This is a genomic window from Mesorhizobium sp. M8A.F.Ca.ET.207.01.1.1 (genome assembly GCF_004794715.1).
Taxonomy (GTDB): Bacteria; Pseudomonadota; Alphaproteobacteria; order Rhizobiales; family Rhizobiaceae; genus Mesorhizobium.
Map to the genome: position 1 here is coordinate 383,806 of NZ_SRUS01000005.1, position 24,883 is coordinate 408,688.

Below are 24,883 nucleotides of genomic sequence, written 5' to 3' on the forward strand. Positions count from 1 at the left end.
GGGCCAGGCGATTGTTAGCCTGCTAGCGTCATCTGGTTTTCGGAGGATGCCGCGGATGGCGACAGGCTACGTCTTTCACGAACAGCTGATGTGGCATGATACCGGCTCCAGCGCCGACATGATGCCGCCCGGCCGTTTCGTGGAGCCTGGCCGGCATCTGGAATCGCCTGGCTCGAAGCGCCGGCTGAACAACCTTATCCAGGTGAGTGGCCTGTCGCGCCATCTGGTGCCGATCATCGCCGAGCCAGTGACGGTCGAGGACCTGCTGCGCGTGCACACGCAGCGCCATATCGACGATATCCGCATGCTCAGCGAGCGCGGTTCCGGTTTCGCCGGGCCGCAAGCGCCGATCGGCCTCAACAGCTTCGATATTGCCCTGCTGTCCGCCGGTACCACTTATGCGGCGATGCGCGCGGTGCTGACCGGCCGCGTCGACAATTCCTATGCGCTGGCGCGTCCCCCAGGGCACCATGCCGAACCCGATCGGGCCATGGGCAACTGCCTGTTCTCCAACATCGGCGTGTCGGTGCGCCGGCTGCAGCATGAAGGCCTGCTCGGCCGCGCCGCGGTGGTCGACTGGGACGTGCATCATGGCAACGGCACCGAGACAGTGTTTTATTCCGACCCGTCTGTGCTGACGATTTCCCTGCACCAGGACAATCTCTATCCGACCGGGCGCGGCGCGCTGGCCGACAACGGCAAGGGCGAAGGCGAAGGTTACAATATCAACATCCCGCTGCCGGCCGGCAGCGGCACCGGCGCCTATGAAGCGAGCTTCGACCGCGTCGTCGCCCCGGCGCTGCGAGCCTACAAGCCGGACCTCGTCATCGTCGCTTCCGGCTTCGACGCGTCGGGCTTCGACCCGCTCGGCCGCATGATGCTCAACAGCGAATGTTTCCGGCGCCTGGCCGCGCGCATGGTGGCCCTGGCCGCCGAGGTCTCGAACGGGCGCCTGATGATGACGCATGAAGGCGGCTACTCCGAAGGCTACGTGCCGTTCTGTGGCCACGCCGTCATCGAAACCTTGGCCAATCATCGCACCGAAGTGGTCGATCCCCTGTCGGAGCATATCGACGAATGGGCCGGCCAGGATTTGCAGCCACACCAAGCCAAGGTAATCGACGCCGCCGAAGGCCTGCTCGCAGGCCTGCGCCATCGCCTCGCCAGTGCGGCCTGACGCGATGGATTTTGTCGTCACCACGCTGCTCAATGCGCTGACGCTGATCAGCATCCTGATGCTGGTCGGGCTCGGGCTGGCGATCAGCTTCGGCCTGATGAACGTGACCAATCTGGCGCATGGCGAGTTCGTCACCGTCGGTGCCTTCGCGGTCTATTTCGTCCAGAGCATCGGCGGCTCCTTCTGGCTGGGGCTGCTTGCTGCCCCGATAGCCGGCGCGGTGGTCGGCTGGATCCTGGAATTCGCCATCATCCGCCACCTTTACTCGCGGCCGGTCTCGACCGTGCTCGCCACCTGGGGTGTCAGCCTGATCCTGCAGCAAGGGCTGGAGCTGACATTCGGGCTTGGCGCCAAGCCGGTGACGCCGCCGATCGAGGGTACGTTGGACCTGTTCTTCACTGTCTATCCGGCCTACCGGCTGATCCTGATCGGCATCGCCATGCTGACTTTGCTCGGCGTGGTCCTGCTGATCAGCCGCACATCCTTCGGGCTCGACATCCGCACCGTCATCCAGAACCGGGAAATGGCCGAGGGCGTTGGCATCAACACGCGCCGCACCTACGCCATCGCCTTCACCTTCGGCGCGGCAATCGCGGGCCTGGCCGGCGGGTTGGTCGCGCCGCTGGCGATCGTGCTGCCGCAGATGGGGGTGAACTATCTCGCCAACGCCTTCTTCGTCGTCATCGTCGGCGGTGTCGGCTCGATCGGCGGCCTCGTCGCCGGCAGCGTCTTCGTCGGCGGGCTGACCAGCATCCTCAACTACCAGATCTCGCCATCGCTGGCGCAGGCGATCGTGCTGCTCGCGGCCATCGTTGCCGTGCGGCTGCGGCCAAACGGCCTGTTCAACGGAGCGTCGCGATGATCGCCCGCGACCGCAACTGGCTGCTGGTCTTCGCCGTCTGCGTGGCGCTCGCGGTTCTCTATCCCTTCATCGCCGACGGCTATCAGTTGACGGTGATCCGCGATGCGCTGATCTTCGGGCTGTTCGCGGCGAGCCTCGACTTCTTCTGGGGCCGTACCGGCATATTGTGCTTCGGCCACGCCGCCTTCTTCGGCATTGGCGGCTACATCATGGCGCTGGTCACGCTCAACGACGCCATTCCTTTCGGCAGCGTGCTCGGCATCACAGGCGCGGTCACGGGTGCGGCCTTCGTCGCGGCCATCATCGGCTACTTCCTGTTCTTCGGCGGCATACGCGGCAGCTACTTCACCATCGTCACCCTCGCCATGGGCGTCATCTGCCAGCAGGCCGCGGTCTCCTGGAGTTCGGTCACCGGCGGCGACAGCGGCCTGATCGGCATCCCGCCGATCGCGTTCGATATCGGCGGCCTGCATGTCGACCTCAGCCAGGACCTGCCGAGCTATATCTTCGTCGCGGCCATTGTCGCTGTGGCCGTTCTGGCGTTGTGGTCGATCAGTCGTGGCCGCCGGGGCACGGTGCTGACCGCAATCCAGGACAATGAGGTCCGGGCGGCAGCACTTGGTCACAATGCGCCCTTGCGGCTGCTTGTCACTTTCGTCCTGTCCGCGGCGATCGCCGGCCTTGCCGGCGCGTTCTATGTCTGCATGGCGGGGCTTGTGGCGCCAGATCTCTCCGGGCTGCTGCTGTCGACGGAAGTCATCGTCTGGGTGGCGGTCGGCGGGCGCGGCACGCTGCTTGGCCCGGTCCTGGGCGCCATCGCCATCCAGCGCGCGCAGCAGACCATCAGCACCTTCAATCCGAGCCTGTGGCCGCTGCTGCTCGGCTGCGTCTTCGTCATCATCGTCTTTGTGCTGCCGGACGGCATCCTGTCGATCTACGCGCGGCTGAAGAGCCTGTTCAAAGGCCGGAGGCACGCGCGATGAGCGACGTCCTGCTCCAGGCCGAAAATGTCGGCATCCGCTTTGGCGGCCTGCAAGCGCTGGAAGGGTTGAACCTGACGGTGCGCGACAAGGAACTCTGCTGCATCATTGGGCCGAACGGCGCCGGCAAGAGCACCTTCCTCAACGTTTTGACCGGCACGCTTCGCCCGACCAGCGGCAACGTTCGCTTCCTTGGCCACGACATTGCCGGCCTGCCGCTGCACCGCATCGCCCGGCTCGGCATCGCCCGAAAATTCCAGATCCCGTCGGTCTTCCCGAGCCTCTCGGTTGAGGACAATCTCAAGGTCGCACGGTGGGGCGCCCCATCGCCGGCCCGGCCAATCGGTGAATTGATGGAGTTGGTCGCGCTGACCAATCGGGCGGCTACATTGGCCGGCGAACTGGCGCATGGCCAGAAGCAATGGCTGGAAATCGGCATGGCGCTGGCGATCGAGCCACGGCTGCTGCTGCTCGACGAGCCGACCGCCGGCATGACGCCGCAGGAGACGCTTGCCACAGCCGAAATGCTGCTGCGCCTGAAGGGTGAGTTTTCTATCGTCGCCGTCGAGCACGACATCCGCTTCGTGCGGGCGCTGAACTGCGAGACGCTGGTGCTGCATCAGGGCCGCCGGCTGCGCAGCGGTCCTTTCCACGACATCGAGGCCGACGAGATGGTCCGCGACGTCTATCTGGGGAGGCGCTGACCATGCTGCGGACACTCGCCGTCTCGGCCGGCTATGGCCCGCTCCCCGTGCTGAACGGCATCGATATCAGCGTGGCACCAGGCGAAGTCGTCGGCCTGCTTGGCCGCAACGGCGCCGGCAAGACGACGCTGCTGCGCGTCATCGCCGGCGCCTTGAAGGCAAGCGGCGGTGCTGTGGTTCTCGGCGACCAGGATCTCACCAATGCCCCGGCCTTCCGCCGCGCGCGGGCGGGCATCGCGCATGTGCCGCAGGGCCGTGGCATTTTCAATCGGCTGACCGTGCGACAGAACCTGGAGGTCGGCATCCGCGCCGCCAAGGACCGTGGCGACGGCGGCATTCCGGGCGACATTTTTGGTTATTTTCCCATCCTGCGCGAGCGCGAGACGCAGGTTGCCGGCACGCTCTCGGGCGGCCAGCAGCAGATGCTGGCGATCGGCCGCGCGCTGTGCGGCCTGCCGTCGGTGCTGCTGCTCGACGAGCCCTCGGAAGGCATTCAGCCCAACATCGTGCAGTCGATCGCCGAGCTTGTGCCGCGCATCGCCCGCGAGCGCGGCATCGCGATCGTTCTGGTCGAGCAGAATCTCGATCTCGTTCTCAAGGCGGCGGACCGCTGCCTGGTGATGGAGAAGGGCAGGATCGTGCACGAGGGCACGCCCGAAGCATTCGCCGACGAGACCCTGCTGAAGGATCTCCTGGCTTTGTAAGGCGTGCATGGGGCGCGCCTGGGATTGGAAGGGAACACAACAATGATAAGCAGAAGAACTATCCTGAAATCCGGCGGCGCCGCGGCCGCCTTCGCCATCGTCGGCGCGCCGTCCATCCTGCGTGCCGCCGATACGGTCAAGGTCGGACTGTCGATCCCGATCACCGGGCTGCAGGCGATCCTCGGCGAGACGCTGCTCAATTGCTACAAGCTCGCCGCCGCAGAGCTCAACGCCGCCAACGGCATCGGCGGCCGCCAGGTCGAGCTCTTCATCGAAGACAACCAGACCACGACGAAGGGGTCGATCGACAAGGCGCGCAAGCTTCTCAACGAAGACAAGGTCGACGTGATCATGGGCACGATCATCTCGCCCGAGCGCAGCGCCACGCTGTCGGTGACCGCGAAAGCCAAGAAGCTGTTCTTCTACCCGACCAATTTCGAAGGTGGCGAATGCAACCGCTACTTCGTCGCCACCGGCCCGATCCCGATGCAGCAGGTCGACCCGATGATGCCATGGGTGGCCGACAACCTCGGCAAGACGATTTACATCATGGCCTCCGACTATGCCTGGCCGCAGAAGATGACCGAGGCGATCACCTTGGCTTACGAAAAGGCCGGCGGCAAGATCATCGGCGCCGACTACTATCCGTTCGGTACCACCGATTTCGGCCCGGCGTTCCAGAAGATCAAGTCTCTGAAGCCCGATGTCGTCTGGTCGATGGTGGTCGGCAACGACGCCGTCACCCAGCTCAAGCAGTACCGCAGCTTCGACATCAAGCAGCCGCTGATCGCGCCGCTCGACGAGGTCTTCAACAAGGACGCGCTGCCGCCCGGTGTCGCCGCCGGCACCTACGCGCCGCAGCCCTACTGGATGGCGCTCGACAATCCGGTCAACAAGAAGTTCATCGCGAGCTTCCGCGAAAAGTTCGGCCAGGAGAAGATGGTCAACGGCATCGGCGAAGCCGGCTACAACGGCCTGCATCTCTATGCTCTGGCCGCCGAGAAAGCGGGCTCGCTGAAGGACGACGATGTGCTGAAGGCGCTGCCGACGATCGAGTTCGACGCACCGCAAGGCAAGATCCGCGTCGATGCCTCGAACAACCACACGCTTTGCCATTCCTATGTCGGCAAGGCGGCGGCGGACGGCATCGGCTACGAGATCGCCAAGGATTTCGGCACCATCGCCCCGGTAACGCCTTACTGCAAGCTGTAGGCCACAACCGGTCTGACGGCGGTGGTGCCGCTGCCGTCAGCTCGCCTTTGGCGCCGGCAGGCGCTCGCGCAATTCGTCGACAAGCACCCTGGTGTTTTCGGAATAGTCGATCGGCACGACGACGAGGTGGACCCCACCACCGGTGAAGGCCTGTTCCAGCGTCGGTTGCAGGTCGGCGATCGCGCCGACCCTGGTCCCCTTGGCGCCATAGGCCTCCGCGTATTTGACGAAGTCGGGATTGCCGAAGGTCATGCCGAAATCCGGGAACTCGTCGACCGCCTGCTTCCAGCGGATCATGCCATAAGCATGGTCTTCCAGCAGCAGGACGACGAGGTTGAGCTTGAGCCTGACGGCGGTCTCCAATTCCTGGCTGTTCATCATGAAGCCGCCGTCGCCGCAAATGGCCATGACACGGCGCTGGGGATAGAGCAAAGCCGCCATCATCGCCGACGGCAGGCCAGCGCCCATGGTGGCGAGCGCATTGTCGAGCAGCAGCGTGTTTGCCATGCGCGTGCGGTAGTTGCGCGCGAACCAGATCTTGTACATGCCGTTGTCGAGCGCGAGGATCCCCTCGGCCGGCATCACGGCGCGCACGTCGTGCACGATGCGCTGTGGCGTGAAGCGGTCTTCGGTGGCGCGCGCGGCGATGCGGCTCAGAATGCCTTCGCGCAGCGGCAGCAGAGCTTGCGCGTTGTGGATCTTGCCTTCGACGCGGTCCGCCAGCAGCGCCAGCGACGGACCGAGGTCGCCGACGATCTCGGCCTGCGGAAAATAGACCTGCTCGACGTCGGCTGAGTGGTAGCCGACATGGATGACCTTCGGTCCGTTGGCGCCCATGATGAAGGGCGGTTTCTCGACCGTGTCGTGGCCGATGGTGATGATCAGATCGGCCTGCTCGATGGCTTCGTGCACATAGTCGCGTTCCGAGAGTGCCGCCGTTCCCATGTAGAGTTCGGTGCCGCCGGGCACGGTGCCCTTGCCCATCTGAGTGGTGAAGTAGGGGATCTGCGTGCGCAGCACGAATTGGGCGATGTCAGGGGTGACGCGCGGGCGCGACGCCGCCGCGCCGAACATCAGCAGCGGACGCTTGGCCTCGACGATCATGCGGGCGGCGCGATCGAGCGCGGCCGCGCTGGCTATGGGGAGGTCGACCGGGTGTGTCGGCACCAGCGCGACCGGCTCGCACTGCGCCGCCGCAATGTCTTCCGGCAGCTCGAGATGCACCGGGCCGGGGCGCTCCTCCTGCGCGACGCGGAAAGCTTCGCGCACCAGCGAAGGGATCATCCTGGGCGAGACGATCTGGCGCGACAGCTTGGTCAGCGGCTTCATCGCCGCGACGATGTCGACGATCTGGAAGCGCGCCTGCCGCGACGACAGGATGCCCTTCTGGCCGGTGAGCATGATCATCGGCATGGCGCCGAGCAGCGCATAGGCCGCACCGGTCGTCAGGTTGAGCGCGCCGGGGCCAAGCGTGGTGATGCACACACCCGGCTTGCCGGTGAGCCTGCCATAGGTGGCGGCCATGAAAGCGGCCGCCTGCTCGTGGCGGGTCAGGATGAGCTGGATCGACGAGCCGCGGATGGACTCGACGATGTCGAGATTCTCTTCGCCCGGAATGCCGAAAATCCGATCGACCCCTTCATTCTCGAGGGCAGCCACGAACAGATCCGAACCCTTGGTCATCAACCGTCTCTCCTGGGATGCGCGCATTCCGCCAGCCATCTTCATATGGCAGGGAAGGCGATGCCGCAAAGAGGGCTAGTCACCTGCTGGCGATCACGCCATCATTTTAGGCAGGGCGGCCGCCAATGCGTCGACGGCCAGCCGGACCTTGAGCGGCAGATGCGGCGTCTGCAGCCACAGCGCATGACAGTCGTAGGGATAGCGCGGCTGGTCCGGCAATAGTGCCACCAGCGCGCCGGCCTGGATTCGTTCGCGAACCAGCCAATGAGGCAGCCACGCGAGGCCCATGCCGCCGACGGCGGCATCGGCGATGGCATCGAGATCGTCGAGCCGCAGCCGGCCGTTTGGCATGAGTTCGAGCGCGGCTTGTCCCTCGCGCGGAAACAGCCAGGGCTGAGCGATCATGCCGAGCCGGCGGTAGACAATCGCCTGATGACCGGCGAGGTCCTCGATCCGCCGTGGTTCGCCATGAATTTCCAGATAGGAAGGCGCGGCACAGACGACCATGTCCTGGCGTGCAACGCGGCGCGCAATCACGCCGGCCTTGTCGTCCAGTTCACCGGTCCGAATGGCGAGGTCGTAGCCATCCTCGGCGAGATCGGCGAAGCGGTCGCTCAGCGACAGGTCGAGCTCCAGCATCGGATACCGCCGCGCCAATTGCAGCAATAGAGGGGTCACGCAGTGGCGGCCGAAATGCGCCGGCATGGTGACGCGCAATTTTCCCCGCGGTTCCGAGAGCTGATCAGCAGCAAGCGCATCGGCGGCTTCGGCCTCGGCCAGCACCAGCCGGCACCGCTCATAATAGGCGCGGCCGAAATCGGTCAGGCTCTGGCGGCGCGTGGTCCGGTTGATGAGACGCACGCCAAGCCTGTCCTCAAGAAACCGGACATGCTTGCCGACCATCGGTCCGGATAGATCGAGCACGGTGGCCGCCGCCGCGAACGAACCGAGATCAACGGCCCTGACGAACACGGCCATGCTTTCAAGCCTATCCATTTTCGAAACTCCTGGTTTCTACTGCACAATATAAACAGCCATTTATCGCCAACGGGCTTCGCCTCATAGCTCATTCGGTTCAGATAATTTGGAGTGAGCAAAATGACCCGTATCGTCCGCTTCCACCAGCATGGTGGTCCCGAGGTCCTGCGCATCGAGGAGGTCGATCTTCCCCCGCCGGGCCAGGATGAGGTTCAAATCCGCGTCAAGGCACTCGGCCTCAACCGCGCCGAGGCGCTGCTGCGCGCGGGCAGCTATATCGAGACACCCGTGCTTCCCTCCGGGCTTGGGCTGGAAGCGGCAGGCGTCATCGAGACAATTGGCGAAGGCGTGACCGGGCTGAGCCCCGGCGATGCCGTCAGTGTCATCCCGCCGCAATCGATGGTTCGCTGGCCGGCTTATGGCGAGCTTGTCACCTTTCCCGCCGGGCTCATCGTCAAACACCCGCCGTCCCTCGACTGGGGGACGGCAGCGGCGATCTGGATGCCGTACCTCACCGCCTATGGTGCGTTGATCGAGATCGCCAAGCTGGGTGGACAAGACTTCGTCGTCATTACCGCCGCCTCCAGCAGCGTCGGGCTCGCCGCGATCCAGATTGCCAACAGGGTTGGTGCGACAGCGATCGCGGTGACGCGGACGTCAGCGAAGAGGCAAGCACTTCTCGACCCCGGCGCAGCGTATGTGGTGGTGCTCGAGGAAGAGGAACTGGCGGAAAGACTGGGCCAGATCGCCGGGCCGCAAGGCGTACGCGTCGTGTTCGATCCGATCGCCGGGCCGATCTTCGAGCCGTTGACCGCGTCCATGTCGTCGGGCGGCATTTTGATCGAATACGGTGGCCTCAGCCGCGAGCCGACGCCGTTCCCGTTGCCTGCGGTGCTAGGCAAGACACTGACGTTGCACGGTTATCTCGTCCACGAGATCACCGGAAATCCGGAGAAGTTGGAGGGTGCCAAGGCGTTCATCCTCCAAGGGCTTGAGGACGGCACGCTGAGGCCGATCATCGACAGAACGTTTCCCTTCGACCAGATCGTCGAGGCGCATTGCTATCTCGAATCGAACGAGCAGTTCGGCAAGATCGTCATGACGGTTTGAGCAGCAATCATTCTCACCGGCAATATTACCCCTTGAAGGCGCCGCCCCGCATTCCTAAATCCCGAATGCGGGCCGGGCCCCTCTGACTGTCGCTTTTCGGCGACCGTGATGTCGGACCGCTATAACGGGCCCCTTTCCATTCTTTTCGGTCGAGCGGGCTCATTCCTTCATTGGTTCGGAGCCCCTGATGACATCATCTCTGCTTGGTATGGTTTGCCCCTCCTGCCGCGTCGCGCTCGTAATGAGCGAACGCCAGGGGATCGAGATCGACTATTGTCCGCAGTGCCGCGGCGTCTGGCTCGATCGTGGCGAACTCGACAAGATCATCGAGCGCTCCGGCAGGGATGCGCCGCCCGCGCCGCAACCACAGCCGGCAGCATTCTCCCAGCCGCACCATGGCCGGGACCGCGATGACGACTATTCCCGCTCGCATGGCCAACGCTATCCGAAGCGGAAGAAGTCGTTCTTCGAAGAGTTGTTCGACTGATCGCATGACGCCCGCCACCCGGCCGACGTTTTGCTGAAATTTCCGAAACCACATCGATAAAGGTCACCCCGATGACTTCCCGCACAAGCCGATTTGCCGCCCTCTTCGCTGGACTGTTCCTCGCCTTCTCCATGGTCGCGATCGATCATGCCGGCGCATGTAGGCGCGGCGCGGCGGCAGCTTCGGCAGTCGCGGCACGCGCACCTTCCAGTCGGCACCGCCGACCAGGACCGCGCCGGCGCCGACCGCGCCGGTCGAGCGTTCGATGACACCCAACACCGGGGTCAACAATGCTGCCCGGCAGCCGCAGGCCGGCCCGCAGAGGCCTGGCTTCATGAGCGGCTTCGGCGGAACGATGATGCGCGGCCTGCTGCTCGGCGGCCTGATCGGACTGCTCGTGGGCCAGGGCTTCGGCGGCCTCGCCGGCATGTTCGGATTCCTGCTCCAGGCCCTGCTCATCGGTGGCGCCATCATGCTGGCCATCCGGTTCTTCCGGTCGCAATCTGCGCGTGGTCCCGCGCCCGCGCTCGCCGGCATGGGCAATGCCCAGGCTGCGCGGTTCGAGAACCGCGCAACGGCACAGAAGGAGACCGGAACCGGGGGTTCCTTCACGATTCCCGGCTTTGGCGGCGGTTCGGGCGGAGGCCATGAGGCCACCGGATCCGAGGAGATCACGCTGGCCCAGACGGACCTCGACGCCTTCCAGCAGTTGTTGACCGAGGTCCAGGAAGCATTCGGCCGCGAAGACCATGCCGCATTGCGCCGGTCGGTGACGCCCGAGATGGTGTCCTATCTGTCGGAAGAACTGGCCGACAATGCCCAGAAAGGTCTCAGAAACGAAGTGTCCGATGTCACCCTGCTGCAGGCCGACATCGCGGAAAGCTGGCGCGAGGATGACCGCGACTACGCCACGGCCGCATTGCGCTACGAGTCTCGCGACGTGACGCGCGAACGGGCGAGCGGCAAGGTCGTCGACGGTGACGAGGATCATCCGACAGAGGCGACAGAGTTGTGGACGTTCACGCGCCAGAATGGCTCGACCTGGAAGCTCTCGGCAATACAAGAGGCTTGAGTCCGGCGAGCCTGCTGGCGATCAACCCACGATCTTGACGCACATCGGCGTGCCGATCTCGATGGCGCGTCCGGTGTCGGTCAGCATGCCGGTGCTGGCATCGCGGGCAAAGATCAAGATGCGGTCGGCGTTCTGGTTGGCCGAGAACAGATGACCGCCCGACGGTGTCAGCGCAAGGTTGCGCGGCGTGGCACCCCCGCAAGGAACATAGCCGACAAGGCGCAAGCCGCCGGTCTCCTGATCGACCGCCATGATGACGATGCTGTCGTGGCCGCGGTTGCCGCCATAGACAAAACGGCCATCCGGCGAGATCTGGATATCGGCGCAGTGGTTGGTCTCACGCGCCTCGTCCGGCACCGCCGGCTTGATGTCGATGATCGACAACCTGCCGGTCGCATTGTCGAGTGCCATCGAGACAATCGTCGAATCCAACTCGTTCATGACAAAGACGAAGCGGCCGTTCGGGTGCAGGGCGATGTGACGCGGACCGGCACCCGCTGGCAGTGCGGATTCGGCGAGCTTCACCAGACTCCCGTCCTGACCGATCCGGTAGGACACCAGCCGGTCGATGCCGAGGTCGGCGACGATTGCCGTTCCACCGGCAATGGTTTCGTTGACGCTGTGAGCATGCGACCGCTCCTGCCGCGCCGCATTCGTTCCGGTGCCCTTGTGCGACACGCTGGCCAGCGGCGCGGAAGGTCGGGTTGTCGATGTCGTTGGTCTCAGCCAGCTTTTGAACAGCCAGCGTCCTTTCATCAAAACTGTAAACACCAAGACCAACACCGCGGGCGCCCTGAAAATACGGCGCCTCGCGGTTCAGACTGCCGACAAACACCAGACAGGCATTCCAGACACCGCGCATGATTTCCTCCTGCCTGCCCGCGCTGCCGCGCGCCAAACCCGTTCAAAATTTCGCCTGTCCTTGCTTGCAACGCAACCCCATATGTGAAAATAGTATTTACAAAAGAAGATTGACGGGAGGAGACGTCGTGCAGTCAGGCGCCTTGATGCGTGCTCGAATGATAGACCGGGCGTTCTCGCGAGATCGGTGGATTGCGCCATGAACGATTTCGCGCCAACCGTCGGCGTTGCCTCGACGCACCCTGCGAACATGCCTGCCGATCATGCCGCCCTGCCGGTGTGGAACGCCGAGAACTGGTTCTACGAGGACTGGCCGGTCGGCCAGAAAATCCGCTCGTTGCGCCGCACCATGGCCGAGGGCGACAGCCACCTCTTCAACACACTGGTCCTCGACATCCACCCCTATGTGCAGGACCAGATGTTTGCCGAGAGCGAGGGCATTTTCGGCAAACGGCTGATTGCCGGCGCGTTCGTCTTCTCGGCGGGCCTCGGGCTGGTCGCCACCAACTGTGTCAACGCCTTCTCCTATGGCTACGACAAGCTGCGCTTCATAAAGCCCGTCTTCATTGGTGACACGATTTATTCGATCCGCTCCAACCTCGACAAAAAGCCCCGCTACAAGGAGATGGGGCTGATCCGCGCCAGCTACGAGGTCTTCAAGGGTGAAGGCGAACTCGTTTTGTATTGCGAGCATTTGCAGACGGTGAAATACCGCAACCCTGCTGATTTCGTCGGCAAGACGGAGAAATGAAGATGCCGGCAGCAGCCGAATTGCCGCTTGCCGGCCTCGTCGTCGTCGACATGAGCCAGTTCCTGTCCGGGCCGTACTGCTCGCTCAGGCTGCTCGATCTCGGCGCCCGCGTCATCAAGATCGAACGTCCTGACGGGGGCGACCTGTCGCGCCGGCTCTATCTCAGCGACACTGAGATCGGCGGCGATTCCACCATCTTCCATGCCATCAACCGGGCCAAGGAAAGCCTGGCCATCGATTTGAAGAACGAGGCGGACCTCAAGGCATTGCGCGGGCTGCTGGCCAAGGCCGATGTGCTGATTCAGAATTTCCGGCCGGGTGTCATCGAACGGCTCGGCCTCGACTACGAGGCCGTCCGCCAGATCAATCCGCGCCTGGTCTATGCCTCGATCAGCGGCTATGGCGAGGAAGGTCCCTGGGTCAAGCGGCCCGGCCAGGACCTGCTGGCGCAGTCGCGCTCCGGCGTGATGTGGCTGAACGGCGACGAGGACCAGGGGCCGGTGCCGTTCGGCCTCGCCATCGGCGACATGCTGGCGGGCGCGGCCTGCGCGCAAGGCATATTGGCCGCGTTGGTTCGGCGCGGCATCACCGGCCAGGGAAGCCATATCGAAACCAGCTTGTTGGAAGCGCTGGTCGACTTCCAGTTCGAGGTGCTGACCACGCATCTCAATGACGGCCGCCGCCTGCCCAGACGCTCAAGTTTCCGCAGTGCGCATGCCTATCTGTCGGCGCCTTACGGCGTCTATCCGGCCAAGGATGGCTACCTCGCCATCGCCATGACGCCGATCCCCAAGCTGGCCGACCTTTTGTCGCTCGGAGAACTGGCCCCCTATCGCGACAGACCGGCATCGTGGTTCACCGCGCGCGACGACATCAAGGCAATCATCGCGCGGAGAATTGCCACCAAGACCATCGACGAATGGCTTGATATCCTCGAACCAGCCGACATCTGGTGCGCCAAGGTGCTGACCTGGCCCGAGATGCTGGCAAGCGAAGGCTTCCAGTCGCTCGACATGCTGCAGACGGTGACGCGCGAGGATGATGTTTCCATCCTCACCACCAGTTCGCCGCTCAGGGTCGATGGGATCAGAGCCAAGGTCGACCGCGCGGCGCCGCGCATCGGCGAACACAGTGCGAAAATCCGCGCGGAGTTCGATCTGTGAGCGTGCATAAACTCAAGGGCATGACCTGGAGCCACCCGCGCGGCTACGATCCGATGGTCGCGTGTTCATCTCGGTGGGAGCAGAAAACCGGCGTTGCCGTCGAATGGGACAAGCGCTCGCTGCAGGATTTCGAATCTTTCCCGGTCGAGGAATTGGCGCGGGCCTATGATTTGATCGTCATCGACCATCCGCATGTCGGCCAGATCACGGCGGAGCGCTGCCTTGAACCGCTCGATGTCGCCGGCCGCGAGGCCGAGCGCGCGGCGCTCGCCTCGGGCAGCGTCGGCCAGTCCTATCCGAGCTACAGCTGGCAAGGCCGGCAATGGGCGTTTCCGATCGACGCGGCGGCGCAGGCGCAGGCCTGGCGGCCGGATGCGCTCGATGCGCCGGCAACGACGTGGGGCGAGGTGCTCGATCTCGCCCGGCAGGGCCGTGTGCTGCTGCCGCTGCGGCCACCGCATTGCCTGATGACCTTCTACACGCTGGCCGGCAATCTGGGACGTCCTTGCGGGACCGACCCGTCCCACGATCTCATCGATACGGAGACGGGCAGCGAAGTCTTCGAGAGGATGCGCGAGATCGCGGCGCTGCTCGACCCGGCCTGTTTCGACATGGACCCGATCGCCGTTTCGGAGCGCATGGCCGAGGCCGGCTCCCGCATTGTCTGCGCACCGCTGATCTACGGCTATGTCTCTTATTCGGCGTCGGGTTTTCGCGCGAACAGGCTGGCCTTTGCCGACATCCCGGTCATTGGTTCCGATGGTCCGATCGGCTCGGCACTCGGCGGCACAGGCATAGCCGTTTCAGCTTTCTCTGAGGCTAAAGAGGCGGCGATCGATTTCGCCTATTGGGTCGCCAGCTGCGATGTCCAGCGCGGCATCTATGCCGCCGCCGGCGGCCAGCCGGGCCACACGGCTGGCTGGGAGGACCAGGCTGTCAATGAAGCGACCGGCAGCTTCTATCGGGACACGCGCGCAACGCTGGAGGGCGCCTGGGTGCGGCCGCGCCATGACGGCTACATGGCGTTCCAGCAGGCGGCGTCCGACCGCATCAATTCCGGGCTGACCTCCGGCCATCCGGCCGGCCAGGTCGTCGCCGATCTCATCAGCCTGTTCCGGGCCAGTACCCAGGCGCCCACCTGAGGGACCTGAACTGCATCGTTACTTCAACCGCCATAGCCTGCGGGCATTGCCCGACAGCAGCCCGTCGCGCTCCGCGACACTGCAGCCCGAAAGCAGCGCATGGGTCGCCGCCACCCAGGTCGACAGACCGCCGCCAAGCGTGCAAACGGGCCAGTCGCTGCCCCAGACGACACGGTCCCAGCCAAACGCACCGATCGTGTGTTCGACATAAGGCCGCAGCGTCTCGACGGTCCAACTGCCGGGATCGGCATAGGCGACCACGCCTGAAATCTTGGCCATGACGTTCGGACGCCGCGCGATCTCGCTCATATGTTCGCGCCAGGGATGCTCGGCGTTGCCCTTGATGTCGGGGACGCCGCAATGATCGAGCACGAACTGGACATCGGGAGCCAGATCGGCGAGCGCGATCGCCCTGGGGATCTGGTGCGGCAGCACGACGAGGTCGAAGGTCAGGCCGGTGCCGCCAAGCCGCTTGATGTTGTCGCGGAACAATGCCCCTTCCGAAAGCTCATCCGGCACGACGTGAAGGACGCGGCGGAAACCCTTGACGAAGGTGTTCGCACGCTGGCGTTCGAGATAGGCAGGAAAGTCACCCTCTTCCGGTCGGCAGGATGCGATCACCCCGGCCAACATGCTGCCGGACTGCCGCGACAGGCCTTCGACACGGGCGGTTTCCGCCTCTATGTCGGCCGGATCGACATCGACCTCCATATGCAGCACGCGCCCGACACCGACACGCTGGGCCTCCACCGCATATTCCTCATAGGAGAAATCGCGGTTCAGCGCCGGCACGCCGGCAAGCCAGGGATAGCGCAGGGCCGAGCGATCGATGAGATGCAGATGGGTGTCGATGATCATGGCGAGGCTCCTCCGATAGCTTTTTTCAGATCATCTCACGGAGGAATTCTTCATTCAAATAAGAATTCACGCCGCTGAGCCGACAGCCGACCCGGCCAGATGCGACAGCTTTTCGCAGGTTGCCAGCAACAGCTCGATGGTCCGTGTGATATCGGGCGCGGACGGCGCATTGACCACCGTGATGTAGGGGATGGATAGCGCCGCGATGGCCTTGCCGTCGGAACCGCGCACCGGGGCCGAGAGGTTGAAGACGCCTGCCGTCTGCATGGACGCCATCATCTCGTAGCCGCGGTCGCGGATCTGGTCGAGACGGGCGAAGAACTCGGCCGGCTGCGCCGTCTTGTCAGTGCTGCGGACGTGCTCGGAAATCATCATCTGACGCTCTTCCGGCGAACGGAAGGCGAGCAGGACGTGGCCCGAACCGGTGTCGAACAGGCTGATGTGGGAACCGACGCGGATCGAGATGCCCCAGTAATTCGGCGCTTCCTGCTGGCCGATCACCACGGCGGAACCGCGATCAAAAACAACGAGTTGGTTGGCCTGCTGCGAGGTCTCGGCAAGCTCGCGCATCAGCGGCGTCGCATAGGAAACCAACCGCCTCACCGGCGCGTGCAACTGGGCCAGGCCAAACAGCTTCAGTGTCAGCGAATAGCGGTCGCCATCGAGCCGCGTGACGTAGCCGCGCCGCACCAGCCGGTCCAGCATGCGGTAGAATTCATTGGGGCTGCGGTCGAGCTTCTTGGCGATTTCGGCCTGGGTCAGGCCGCCGTCGACGCCCGCCAGCAGTTCAAGAATGTCGAGCCCCTTGTCGAGCGCCGGCGCGCGGTAGCGCTCGTCTTCGCTGTCGTCCATGGCCCATCCCTCCAGTGAATTCAGCTCTTCATATACGCAGGAACGCCGCCGGCGGAAACAAATTTCGCCTTGACGTACGTATGAATGTTTTGTTTGTATATGAATGTAGCATCTTTTGTCACGTGACGAGTTGCGGGCGCCATCGAGGCGCACCCAGGGAGGATATCGATGAACAGACTGCTTTCCGGCGTGTGCGCCGGCGCATTGGTGCTTGCGTCAGGCGCAGGCGCAGCCCTTGCCGGCGACCTGCCCGGCAAGTTCGAGGGCGTGACCGTCGACGTGAAGCTGATCGGCGGCCAGCAATATGAAAAGCTCTACGAGCGCATACCCGAATGGGAGAAGGCGACGGGCGCCAAGGTCAACATCCTGACCAAGAAGAACGGCTTCGACATCGACAAGGAATTGAAGTCCGACATCGCCTCGGGCAGCACCAATTGGTGCGTCGGCTGGAACCATTCCTCGTTCGCGCCGCAATATACGGGCCTCTACACCGACCTCAGCAAACTGCTGCCGAAGTCGGAGATCGACGCCTTCGTACCCTCGACCATCAAGGCGGCAACCATCGACGGCAAGCTGGAGATGCTGCCGCGCGCGCAGTTCGACGTTTCGGCCCTCTACTACCAGAAGAGCCTGTACGAGAACGCCGACAACAAGACCAAGTTCAAGGCGAAATACGGCTATGACCTGGTGCCGCCGGACACCTGGAAGGAAGTCACCGACCAGGCCGAGTTCTTCGCCAATCCGCCCAATTTCTACGGCACGCAATTCGCCGGCAAGGAAGAGGCGATCAACGGCCGCTTCTACGAGATGGTTGTCGCCGAGGGCGGCGAATATCTCGACAAGGACGGCAAGCCCGTCTTCAATTCCGAGGCTGGCATCCGGGCACTCGACTGGTTCGTCAACCTCTACAAGGCCAAGGCCGTTCCGGCCGGCACCACCAACTATCTCTGGGACGATCTCGGCCAGGGCTTTGCCTCCGGCACCGTCGCCATCAATTTGGACTGGCCGGGCTGGGCAGGCTTCTTCAACGATCCGAAGTCGTCGAAGGTCGCCGGCAATGTCGGCGTCAAGGTCGCGCCGAAAGGCTCCGCCGGAGTACGCACCGGCTGGTCGGGCTTCCATGGATTCTCGGTGACCGAGAACTGCCCGAACAAGGAGGCTGCCGCATCGCTGGTGTGGTGGCTGACCAACGAGGACAGCCAGAAGTTCGAGGCCGCCGCCGGCCCGCTGCCGACCCGCAGCGCGGTCTGGGACTGGGACCTGCAGCAGGCGGCCAACGATCCCTACAAGAAGGAGGTTCTGTCGGCTTTCCAGGAAGAAGCCAAGCACGCCTTTGCCGTGCCGCAGACGCCCGAGTGGATCGAGATTTCGAACGCCGTCTATCCCGAGCTGCAGGCCGCGATCCTCGGCGACAAGACCTCCAAGCAGGCACTGGATGAAGCCGCCGCCAAGGCGACGCAGATCCTGCAGGACGCCGGCAAACTCTAACCAATGCTCCAAAGGCCGCCTCTCCCATCGTGAATGGGGGAGGCGATCGCGTCTTGCCGGTACTGTTCACCGGATCGGGCCTCGGCCCAACATTGCATGCCAGACACCAAAGGACCCCGATGAAGGGCTTCAAGCCATCCGCGCCATTCCTGCTGCTGCTTCCGGCTATCATCGTGCTGGCGGCGGTCGTCGTGGTGCCGTTGCTGCTCTCGCTCTATTCCAGCTTCACGCCGTTCCGGCTGACCAAGCCCGAGACGTTTTTCGTCTTCGTCGGTTTCCGCAACTATCTTTCGATCCTAGGCAACACCGATTTCTGGTGGGCGTTCGGGCGCACGGTTCTGCTGCTGACGATCGCGCTCAATCTCGAAATGCTGCTTGGCCTCGGCCTGGCGATGCTGGTCGAGAAGGCGACGCGCGGGCAGCGCATCCTGCGCACTCTGATGATGTTTCCGATGATGTTCTCGCCGATCCTCGTCGGCTTCCAGTTCAAGTTCATGTTCAACGACAATATCGGCCTGGTGAACAACGCCCTGCAGTCGCTTGGCATCACCAGGGATGCCATCCCCTGGCTGATCGAAGGCCATCTCGCCTTCATCGCCATCTCGATTGCCGAGATCTGGTCCTCGACGGCGATCTTCGCCATCCTGATCCTCGCCGGGCTGCTCGCCATGCCCAAGGAGCCGATCGAGGCGGCGCGCGTCGATGGCTGCACCCCGTGGCAGACATTCCGCTATGTGACGTGGCCTTTCGTCATGCCATTCGCCTACATCGCCATGACCATCCGCTCGCTCGACGTCGCGCGCGCCTATGACATCGTCAAGATCATGACCGATGGCGGGCCGGCGGGGCGCACCGAGCTGTTGTGGACTTTGGTGGCCCGCACCGCCTACAGCGACGGACGCATGGGCATGGCCAACGCCATGGCCTATTTCTCGATCCTGCTGTCGATCGCCTTCACCGTCTATTTCTTCAACAAGCTCGCCGCGGCGCGCACGCAGATCGGCGCTGAGTGGTGAAGGGCGGAGTGGTGAAAATGGACGAGAATTCTTCCGCCCGCCTGAAGCGCCGGCTCTTTGGTATCGTCTATCGCGTCGGCCTGTTCCTGGCGATGCTGACCATCTGCCTGCCCGGCCTCTGGATCGTGCTGTCGTCGCTGCGGCCGACGGTCGAGATCATGGCCAAGCCGCCGGTGTGGATCCCGCAGGATATCTCGTTCGACGCCTATGTCGCGATGTTCTCAGGCATCGGCAAGGGCGGCATCCCGGTCATCGAATATTTCCGCAACTCGCTGATCATCTCCGTGACCTCGACGGTGATCGCGGTCGCCATCGGCATGGCCGGCGGCTATGCCTTCGCGCGTTACCGCTTCCGCGGCAAATCCGGCGTTTTCCTCGGACTGATGCTGACGCGCACGGTGCCGGGCATCGCGCTGTCGCTGCCGCTGTTCTTCCTCTATGTGCGGCTCGGCATCATCGACACGCATTTCGGCCTGATCCTCGCCTATGTCGCGCTCAACGTGCCTTTCACCATCTGGCTGATCGACGGCTTCTTCCGCCAGGTGCCGAAGGACCTTGCGGAAGCGGCGCAAATCGACGGCTGCACGCGCTGGCAGGCCTTCTGGCAAGTCGAGTTTCCGCTTGCCGGCCCGGGCATTGCGTCGGCGGCAATCTTTGCCTTCCTGACCTGCTGGAACGAGTTCGCATTGGCCTCGCAACTGACCCGCTCGGTCAGCGCCAAGACGCTGCCGGTCGGCCTGCTCGACTACACGGCCGAGTTCACCATCGACTGGCGTGGCATGTGCGCGCTCGCCGTGGTGATGATCATTCCGGCGCTCACCCTCACTTACATTGTCCAGAAACACCTTGTCGGCGGCCTGACCTCCGGCGCGGTGAAAGGCTGACCCCATGGCAACGGTTTCCCTCAAAAAACTGACCAAGCGCTACGGCAATATCGGGATCGTGCATGGCATCGATCTCGATATTACCGACCGCGAATTCATCGCGCTGGTCGGCCCGTCCGGCTGCGGCAAGTCGACGACGCTGCGCATGATCGCCGGGCTGGAAGAGATCAGCGCCGGCTCGATCGAGATCGGCGGGCGCGTCGTCAACGATTTGCCGCCGCGCTCGCGCAACATCTCCATGGTGTTCCAGTCCTACGCGCTCTACCCGCATATGACGGTGCGCGAGAATCTAGGCTTTTCACTCAAGATCGCCGGGGCCGCCAAGGAAGACATGGACCGCCGCGTTGCCGAGGCTTCGGCCATCCTCGGCCTCGACACACTGCTCGACCGCCGCCCGTCGCAACTCTCCGGCGGGCAACGGCAGCGCGTCGCGATGGGCCGCGCCATCGTGCGCGATCCTGATGTCTTCCTGTTCGACGAGCCGCTCTCCAACCTCGACGCCAAACTGCGCACGCAGATGCGCACCGAGATCAAGAAGCTGCACGCCAAGGTGCAATCGACGGTGATCTACGTCACCCACGACCAGGTCGAGGCGATGACGCTTGCCGACCGCATCGTCATCATGCGCGACGGCCACATCGAACAGGTCGGCACGCCCGACGAAGTATTCCGGCGGCCGGCGACACGCTTCGTCGCCGGCTTCATCGGCTCGCCGCCGATGAACCTGCACGAGGCGACGGTCGACAATGGCCAACTGGTTTTCGCCAGCGGCGAAAAGCTGCCTTTGCCCGCCCAGTTCAAGGCCAACGTCGCCACCGGCGACAAGGTCGTGTTCGGGCTGCGGCCCGACGACATCTATCCGACCGGCCATGGCATCAGCTCCGGTGGTGCCGCCGACGTGCATCAGATCGAACTGCCGATCACCGTCACCGAACCGCTCGGCAACGAGACGCTGGTGTTCGTCGAGTTCAACGGCAGCGACTGGGTCTCGCGCATGTTGAACCCGCGACCGCTGAAGCCGGGCGAACAAGTGGCGATGAGCCTCGACCTGTCACAGGCGCATCTGTTTGCCGCCGACACCGGCAAGACTTTGCGGAGATGACGGACATGGCCAAGATCGAAAAGATAGAGTTGCGGATGGTGGACCTTGTGCCCAAGGTCAAGCGCACCGACGCTATCCAGAGTTTCGTCAGCCAGGAAACGCCAATCGTGACGATCACCGATTCCGACGGCGCGGTCGGCACCGGCTACAGCTACACGATCGGCACTGGCGGTTCCTCGGTGATGCGGCTCTTGTGCGACCATCTGGCGCCGCGCCTGATCGGCCGCGACCCCGACATGATCGAGGCGATCTGGCACGATCTCGAATTCGCCACGCATGCCACCACGATCGGCGCCATCACCGCCATCGCCATCGCGGCGATCGACACGGCGCTCTGGGATCTCAGGGCGAAGAAGCAGAACCTGCCGCTGTGGAAACTGGCCGGTGGCGCCAAGGACCGCTGCCCGCTCTACACGACCGAGGGCGGCTGGCTGCACATCGAAACGCAGGCGCTGGTCGATGATGCGCTCGCTGCCAAGGCCAAAGGATTTCGCGGCTCGAAGGTAAAGATCGGCAGGCCGCATGGGTCCGAGGATCTTGCGCGCCTGTCGGCGGTGCGCAAGGCGGTGGGCGACGGCTATGAGATCATGACCGACGCCAATCAGGGATTTTCGGTCGACGAGGCGATCCGGCGTGCGGCAAGGTTGCGCGAACTCGACCTCGCCTGGATCGAGGAGCCGCTGCCGGCCGACGACATAGACGGGCATATCAGGCTGTCGAACTCGACGCCGACGCCGATCGCGATCGGCGAGTCGCTCTATTCCGTCCGCCATTTCCGGGAATACATGCAGAAGGGCGCCTGCTCGATCGTGCAGGTTGATGTCGGCCGCATCGGCGGCATCACGCCCTGGCTCAAGATCGCCCATGCGGCAGAGGCCTTCGACATTCCGGTCTGCCCGCATTTTCTTATGGAATTGCATGTCAGCCTGACCTGCGCTGTTCAGAACGGCAGGTATGTCGAGTACATTCCGCAACTCGACCAGTTGACCGGCAAGCACATGCGCATCGAGGATGGGCACGCCCTGGCGCCCGACGAACCGGGTATCGGCATCGACTGGGACTGGGACGCGGTGAAGAGCATGAGCATCGCCGAATTCACCACGACGATCACGGCATAAGGGAGCTGATATGCAGCGGATGGGATTTGTACTGGGGCTAAAACCGGAAAAGGTCGAGGAATATGTCCGCCTGCACGCCGCCGTCTGGCCTGACGTGCTGACAATGATTTCGGCCTGCAACATCAAGAACTACTCGATCTACCTGAAAAGGCCCGAGAACCTGCTGTTTTCCAATTTCGAATACCATGGCACCGATTATGCCGCCGACATGGCCAAGATGGCCGCTGATCCCAGGACGCAGGAGTGGTGGGCGGTCTGCATACCTTGCCAGGAGCCGCTGGCGACACGCAAGGAGGGCGAGTGGTGGGCCGCGATGGACGAGGTTTTTCACCATGACTGAAGGGACTGAGGGCGGTTTCGACCCTGCCTCGCTCGTCCAGTCCTGGCCCAAACCCTCAAAGTCCCGGCCGATCGTCACCTTCGGCGCCGGCTCCATCGTCGGCGATGCGCATTTTCCCGCGTACCGGAAGGCGGGATTTCAGATCGCCGGCCTCTATGATCCGGACCAGGCCAAGGCGCGGGTCCTGGCCGACACATGGGGTGTGACGGCGTTCCGTTCGGCGGAAGAAGCCGCTGCAGTGAAGGACGCGATCTTCGATCTGGCAACGCCACCGGGGCGGCATGCCGAGATCCTGAAGGCTCTGCCCGACGGTGCGTTCGCACTGATCCAGAAGCCGATGGGCAACTATCTCGGCGAAGCAACCGAAATCCTCGAAATCTGCCGCGCCAAGAAGCTCAAGGCGGCGGTGAATTTCCAGCTGCGCTTCGCGCCGATGATGCTGGCGCTGAAGGACGCAATCGCCAAGGGTTGGCTCGGCGAGGTCGTCGACTTCGACGCCTGGCTGGCGCTGGCGACGCCGTGGCAGTTGTGGGAATTCCTGCTCAAGGCGCCGCGCGTCGAGATCGCCATGCACTCGATCCACTATCTCGACCTGATCCGGCAATTGCTCGGCGATCCCAAGGGCGTGCATGCCAAGACGCTTGGCCACCCCAACCATAAGGTGGCGCAGACGCGCACCAGTGCCATTCTCGACTATGGCGACACGGTGCGCTGCGCGCTGTCGATCAACCACGACCACAAGTTCGGGCGCCGGCACCAGGCCTGCGAGTTCCGCATCAGCGGCACCGAGGGTGCGGCCTATCTGAAGCTCGGCCTCAACCTCGACTATCCCAAGGGCGAGCCGGATATTCTGGAGATCTATCCGAAAGGCGGGAGCGATTGGATATCAGTGCCTTTGGCCGGCGAATGGTTTCCCGACGCCTTCGTCGGCCGCATGGCCAATGTCCAGCGCTTTGCATCAGGCGAAGACGATGAGTTGATCAGCTCGGTCGACGACGCCTGGAACACAATGGCGCTGGTGGAAGCGGCCTATCGTTCGAGCGCGGCGCCTGCGACGCCGATCGCGGAAAGGCCCTGATGGAACAGATCACCTATTTCGAGGACTACGAGATCGGCTCGTCACGCCTCACCAGCGGCCGCACCATCACCGAGACCGACTTCATCGTCCATGCCGGCCACACCGGCGATTTCTTCCCACACCACATGGACGCCGAATTCATGAAGACGACGCCGTTCGGCCAGCGCATCGCGCATGGCACGCTGGTGTTCTCGGTCGGCATCGGACTGACGTCGAACGTGATCAACCCCGTCGCCTTTTCCTATGGCTATGACCGGCTGCGCTTCATCAAGCCGGTCTTCATCGGCGACACGATCCGCACGCGCACCACCATCGCGGCCAAGAAGGACGATCCGAAGCGGCCAGGGTCGGGACGCGTGATCGAGCGATGCGAGGTCATCAACCAGCGCGGCGAGGTGGTGCTGGCGGCCGACCATATCTACATCGTCGAACGCCAGCCGGCGCAGAGCTGAGCTTAGCGCCTACGAACCGGTGGCACGCTTGGTAACGCGCTCCAGCCCAAGCAGCAGGACCAGCGTCGCCGCCACCAGGATCATGGTCAGTGCAGCCCCGGCAAAGATGTCACCACGATCGGTGAGCGAGAAGATCGACACCGGCAGCGTCACCCAGCCCGGCGGATAGACCATCACGGTCGCGCCAAGCTCGCCCATGGAGAGCGCGAAGCTCAATCCGAAGGCTGCAACCAGGTAAGGCGCGAGCAAGGGCAGCGTGACATGCCAGAGCCGGTAGGCTGGCCTCGCGCCAAGGCTTGACGCGACCTGCTCGAAGTCGGGCGACAGCCGCGCAAGTCCCGCCGAGACGTTGCCGAAGGTGAAAGCCGAGATCAGCACGAAATGCGCGATCATGACGATTGCGATCGTGCCGTTGAGCAACAGCGGCGGATGGCTGAACGCAACCAGCAGGCCGAGGCCGACGGACACCGACGGCACGGCGCTCGGGATGAAGAACAAGAGGCCGAGCAGCCGCTTCAAGGCCGGCCCTTGCAGGCGAAGCGACAACGCCGCCCAGGTACCGCTGATCAGCGCCAATGCACTTGCGGCGAAGCCGGTGACGAGGCTCGCCTTGACCGCGTTCCAGGCCGCGCCCTTGGCGACGTCGGCATAGTGCTGCGTGGTCAAGCCATTGGGAAGCACGCCGTTCCATTGGTCGGCAAGGCTGGACAAGAGGATGACCGCCAGCGGCGCCAGGAACAGCACGCCGAAGATCAGCGCGAAGATCACCCAGGTGATCAAGCGGCCGGAGCGCGACCAAACCAGCATGG

General features: G+C 63.8%; 26 protein-coding genes and 1 pseudogene. 21 read left to right on the forward strand and 6 right to left on the reverse strand.

What is annotated here, in order from left to right; all coding sequences use genetic code 11:
- Positions 1–55 precede the first annotated feature (55 nt).
- The 6 genes from EN850_RS17310 to EN850_RS17335 are packed head-to-tail and all read left to right on the forward strand — an operon-like array spanning position 56 to position 5,639.
- Entirely contained in the window at positions 56–1,177 is a 1,122-nt protein-coding gene (locus EN850_RS17310) for a class II histone deacetylase (RefSeq protein ID WP_136091852.1), read from the forward strand.
- Between the two features lie 4 nt (positions 1,178–1,181).
- Entirely contained in the window at positions 1,182–2,039 is an 858-nt protein-coding gene (urtB, locus tag EN850_RS17315) for an urea ABC transporter permease subunit UrtB (RefSeq protein ID WP_127277729.1), read from the forward strand.
- Complete coding sequence (locus EN850_RS17320; RefSeq protein WP_136091853.1) at positions 2,036–3,022, forward strand: branched-chain amino acid ABC transporter permease; 987 nt, start codon at positions 2,036–2,038, stop codon at positions 3,020–3,022. Before urtB ends, EN850_RS17320 begins: the two co-directional genes overlap by 4 nt.
- Complete coding sequence (locus EN850_RS17325; protein ID WP_136091854.1) at positions 3,019–3,723, forward strand: ATP-binding cassette domain-containing protein; 705 nt, start codon at positions 3,019–3,021, stop codon at positions 3,721–3,723. The genes EN850_RS17320 and EN850_RS17325 overlap by 4 nt, the downstream gene beginning before the upstream one ends.
- 2 nt (positions 3,724–3,725) lie before the next feature.
- Entirely contained in the window at positions 3,726–4,427 is a 702-nt protein-coding gene (locus EN850_RS17330) for an ABC transporter ATP-binding protein (protein WP_136091855.1), read from the forward strand.
- Positions 4,428–4,469: 42 nt separating this feature from the next.
- Positions 4,470–5,639, forward strand: a complete 1,170-nt coding sequence (locus EN850_RS17335; RefSeq protein WP_136091856.1) for a substrate-binding protein — start codon at positions 4,470–4,472, stop codon at positions 5,637–5,639.
- Positions 5,640–5,675: 36 nt separating this feature from the next.
- Here the strand turns inward: EN850_RS17335 and EN850_RS17340 are convergent, their stop codons facing one another.
- Positions 5,676–7,322: an acetolactate synthase large subunit gene (locus tag EN850_RS17340; RefSeq protein ID WP_136091857.1), complete on the reverse strand. Its 1,647-nt coding sequence runs from the start codon at positions 7,320–7,322 to the stop codon at positions 5,676–5,678.
- A gap of 93 nt (positions 7,323–7,415) precedes the next feature.
- On the reverse strand, positions 7,416–8,318 hold the full coding sequence (locus tag EN850_RS17345) for a LysR family transcriptional regulator (protein WP_136091858.1): 903 nt from the start codon (positions 8,316–8,318) through the stop codon (positions 7,416–7,418).
- 102 nt (positions 8,319–8,420) lie between these two features.
- Between EN850_RS17345 and EN850_RS17350 the strand changes: the two genes are divergently transcribed.
- From EN850_RS17350 to EN850_RS17360, 3 genes and pseudogenes are all read left to right on the forward strand, one after another.
- Positions 8,421–9,410, forward strand: a complete 990-nt coding sequence (locus EN850_RS17350) for a zinc-dependent alcohol dehydrogenase family protein (protein WP_136091859.1) — start codon at positions 8,421–8,423, stop codon at positions 9,408–9,410.
- 187 nt (positions 9,411–9,597) lie between these two features.
- On the forward strand, positions 9,598–9,897 hold the full coding sequence (locus EN850_RS17355) for a zf-TFIIB domain-containing protein (RefSeq protein ID WP_167531354.1): 300 nt from the start codon (positions 9,598–9,600) through the stop codon (positions 9,895–9,897).
- 71 nt (positions 9,898–9,968) lie between these two features.
- Positions 9,969–10,969, forward strand: a pseudogene (locus tag EN850_RS17360) (Tim44 domain-containing protein).
- Positions 10,970–10,990: 21 nt separating this feature from the next.
- Here EN850_RS17360 and EN850_RS17365 read toward each other — a convergent pair.
- A complete protein-coding gene (locus tag EN850_RS17365) occupies positions 10,991–11,647 on the reverse strand; it encodes a lactonase family protein (RefSeq protein ID WP_246689231.1) in 657 nt (218 codons plus the stop codon).
- Between EN850_RS17365 and EN850_RS37155 the strand changes: the two genes are divergently transcribed.
- The 4 genes from EN850_RS37155 (at position 11,637) to EN850_RS17380 (ending at position 14,886) form a co-directional block, all read left to right on the forward strand.
- A complete protein-coding gene (locus EN850_RS37155; RefSeq protein ID WP_246689232.1) occupies positions 11,637–11,918 on the forward strand; it encodes a hypothetical protein in 282 nt (93 codons plus the stop codon). The two genes, EN850_RS17365 and EN850_RS37155, sit on opposite strands and share 11 nt — an antisense overlap.
- Positions 11,919–12,029: 111 nt before the next feature.
- Positions 12,030–12,581 (forward strand): MaoC family dehydratase, encoded by a 552-nt coding sequence (locus tag EN850_RS17370; protein WP_127278599.1) that lies wholly within the window; start codon positions 12,030–12,032, stop codon positions 12,579–12,581.
- A gap of 2 nt (positions 12,582–12,583) precedes the next feature.
- Entirely contained in the window at positions 12,584–13,744 is a 1,161-nt protein-coding gene (locus tag EN850_RS17375; protein WP_127278598.1) for a CaiB/BaiF CoA-transferase family protein, read from the forward strand.
- Positions 13,741–14,886: an extracellular solute-binding protein gene (locus EN850_RS17380; protein WP_136091860.1), complete on the forward strand. Its 1,146-nt coding sequence runs from the start codon at positions 13,741–13,743 to the stop codon at positions 14,884–14,886. Before EN850_RS17375 ends, EN850_RS17380 begins: the two co-directional genes overlap by 4 nt.
- Positions 14,887–14,904: 18 nt before the next feature.
- Here the strand turns inward: EN850_RS17380 and EN850_RS17385 are convergent, their stop codons facing one another.
- Positions 14,905–15,744, reverse strand: coding sequence for an amidohydrolase (locus tag EN850_RS17385; protein ID WP_136091861.1), 840 nt, complete (start codon positions 15,742–15,744; stop codon positions 14,905–14,907).
- A gap of 66 nt (positions 15,745–15,810) precedes the next feature.
- Positions 15,811–16,596, reverse strand: coding sequence for an IclR family transcriptional regulator (locus EN850_RS17390; RefSeq protein WP_127870527.1), 786 nt, complete (start codon positions 16,594–16,596; stop codon positions 15,811–15,813).
- Positions 16,597–16,764: 168 nt separating this feature from the next.
- Between EN850_RS17390 and EN850_RS17395 the strand changes: the two genes are divergently transcribed.
- The 8 genes from EN850_RS17395 to EN850_RS17430 all read left to right on the forward strand — a co-directional run bounded on the left by EN850_RS17395 (position 16,765) and on the right by EN850_RS17430 (position 24,074).
- On the forward strand, positions 16,765–18,084 hold the full coding sequence (locus tag EN850_RS17395; RefSeq protein ID WP_127870526.1) for a sugar ABC transporter substrate-binding protein: 1,320 nt from the start codon (positions 16,765–16,767) through the stop codon (positions 18,082–18,084).
- A gap of 119 nt (positions 18,085–18,203) precedes the next feature.
- Positions 18,204–19,100, forward strand: coding sequence for a sugar ABC transporter permease (locus tag EN850_RS17400; RefSeq protein WP_127870525.1), 897 nt, complete (start codon positions 18,204–18,206; stop codon positions 19,098–19,100).
- Positions 19,101–19,117: 17 nt separating this feature from the next.
- A complete protein-coding gene (locus EN850_RS17405) occupies positions 19,118–19,984 on the forward strand; it encodes a carbohydrate ABC transporter permease (protein WP_127279176.1) in 867 nt (288 codons plus the stop codon).
- Positions 19,985–19,988: 4 nt separating this feature from the next.
- Complete coding sequence (gene ugpC / locus EN850_RS17410) at positions 19,989–21,086, forward strand: sn-glycerol-3-phosphate ABC transporter ATP-binding protein UgpC (RefSeq protein ID WP_127279175.1); 1,098 nt, start codon at positions 19,989–19,991, stop codon at positions 21,084–21,086.
- 5 nt (positions 21,087–21,091) lie between these two features.
- Entirely contained in the window at positions 21,092–22,204 is a 1,113-nt protein-coding gene (locus EN850_RS17415) for a mandelate racemase/muconate lactonizing enzyme family protein (protein WP_136091862.1), read from the forward strand.
- A 10-nt stretch (positions 22,205–22,214) separates the two neighbouring features.
- Positions 22,215–22,544: an L-rhamnose mutarotase gene (locus tag EN850_RS17420; RefSeq protein ID WP_135921369.1), complete on the forward strand. Its 330-nt coding sequence runs from the start codon at positions 22,215–22,217 to the stop codon at positions 22,542–22,544.
- A complete protein-coding gene (locus EN850_RS17425) occupies positions 22,537–23,622 on the forward strand; it encodes a Gfo/Idh/MocA family oxidoreductase (RefSeq protein ID WP_127870522.1) in 1,086 nt (361 codons plus the stop codon). Before EN850_RS17420 ends, EN850_RS17425 begins: the two co-directional genes overlap by 8 nt.
- The gene (locus EN850_RS17430; protein ID WP_189591158.1) at positions 23,619–24,074 is read left to right on the forward strand and encodes a MaoC/PaaZ C-terminal domain-containing protein; all 456 of its coding nucleotides are present in this window, start codon (positions 23,619–23,621) and stop codon (positions 24,072–24,074) included. The genes EN850_RS17425 and EN850_RS17430 overlap by 4 nt, the downstream gene beginning before the upstream one ends.
- Positions 24,075–24,083: 9 nt before the next feature.
- On the opposite strand, the gene EN850_RS17435 is transcribed toward EN850_RS17430, so the two are convergent.
- On the reverse strand, positions 24,084–24,881 hold the full coding sequence (locus EN850_RS17435; RefSeq protein WP_136091864.1) for an ABC transporter permease subunit: 798 nt from the start codon (positions 24,879–24,881) through the stop codon (positions 24,084–24,086).
- Between the last annotated feature and the right edge of the window lie 2 nt (positions 24,882–24,883).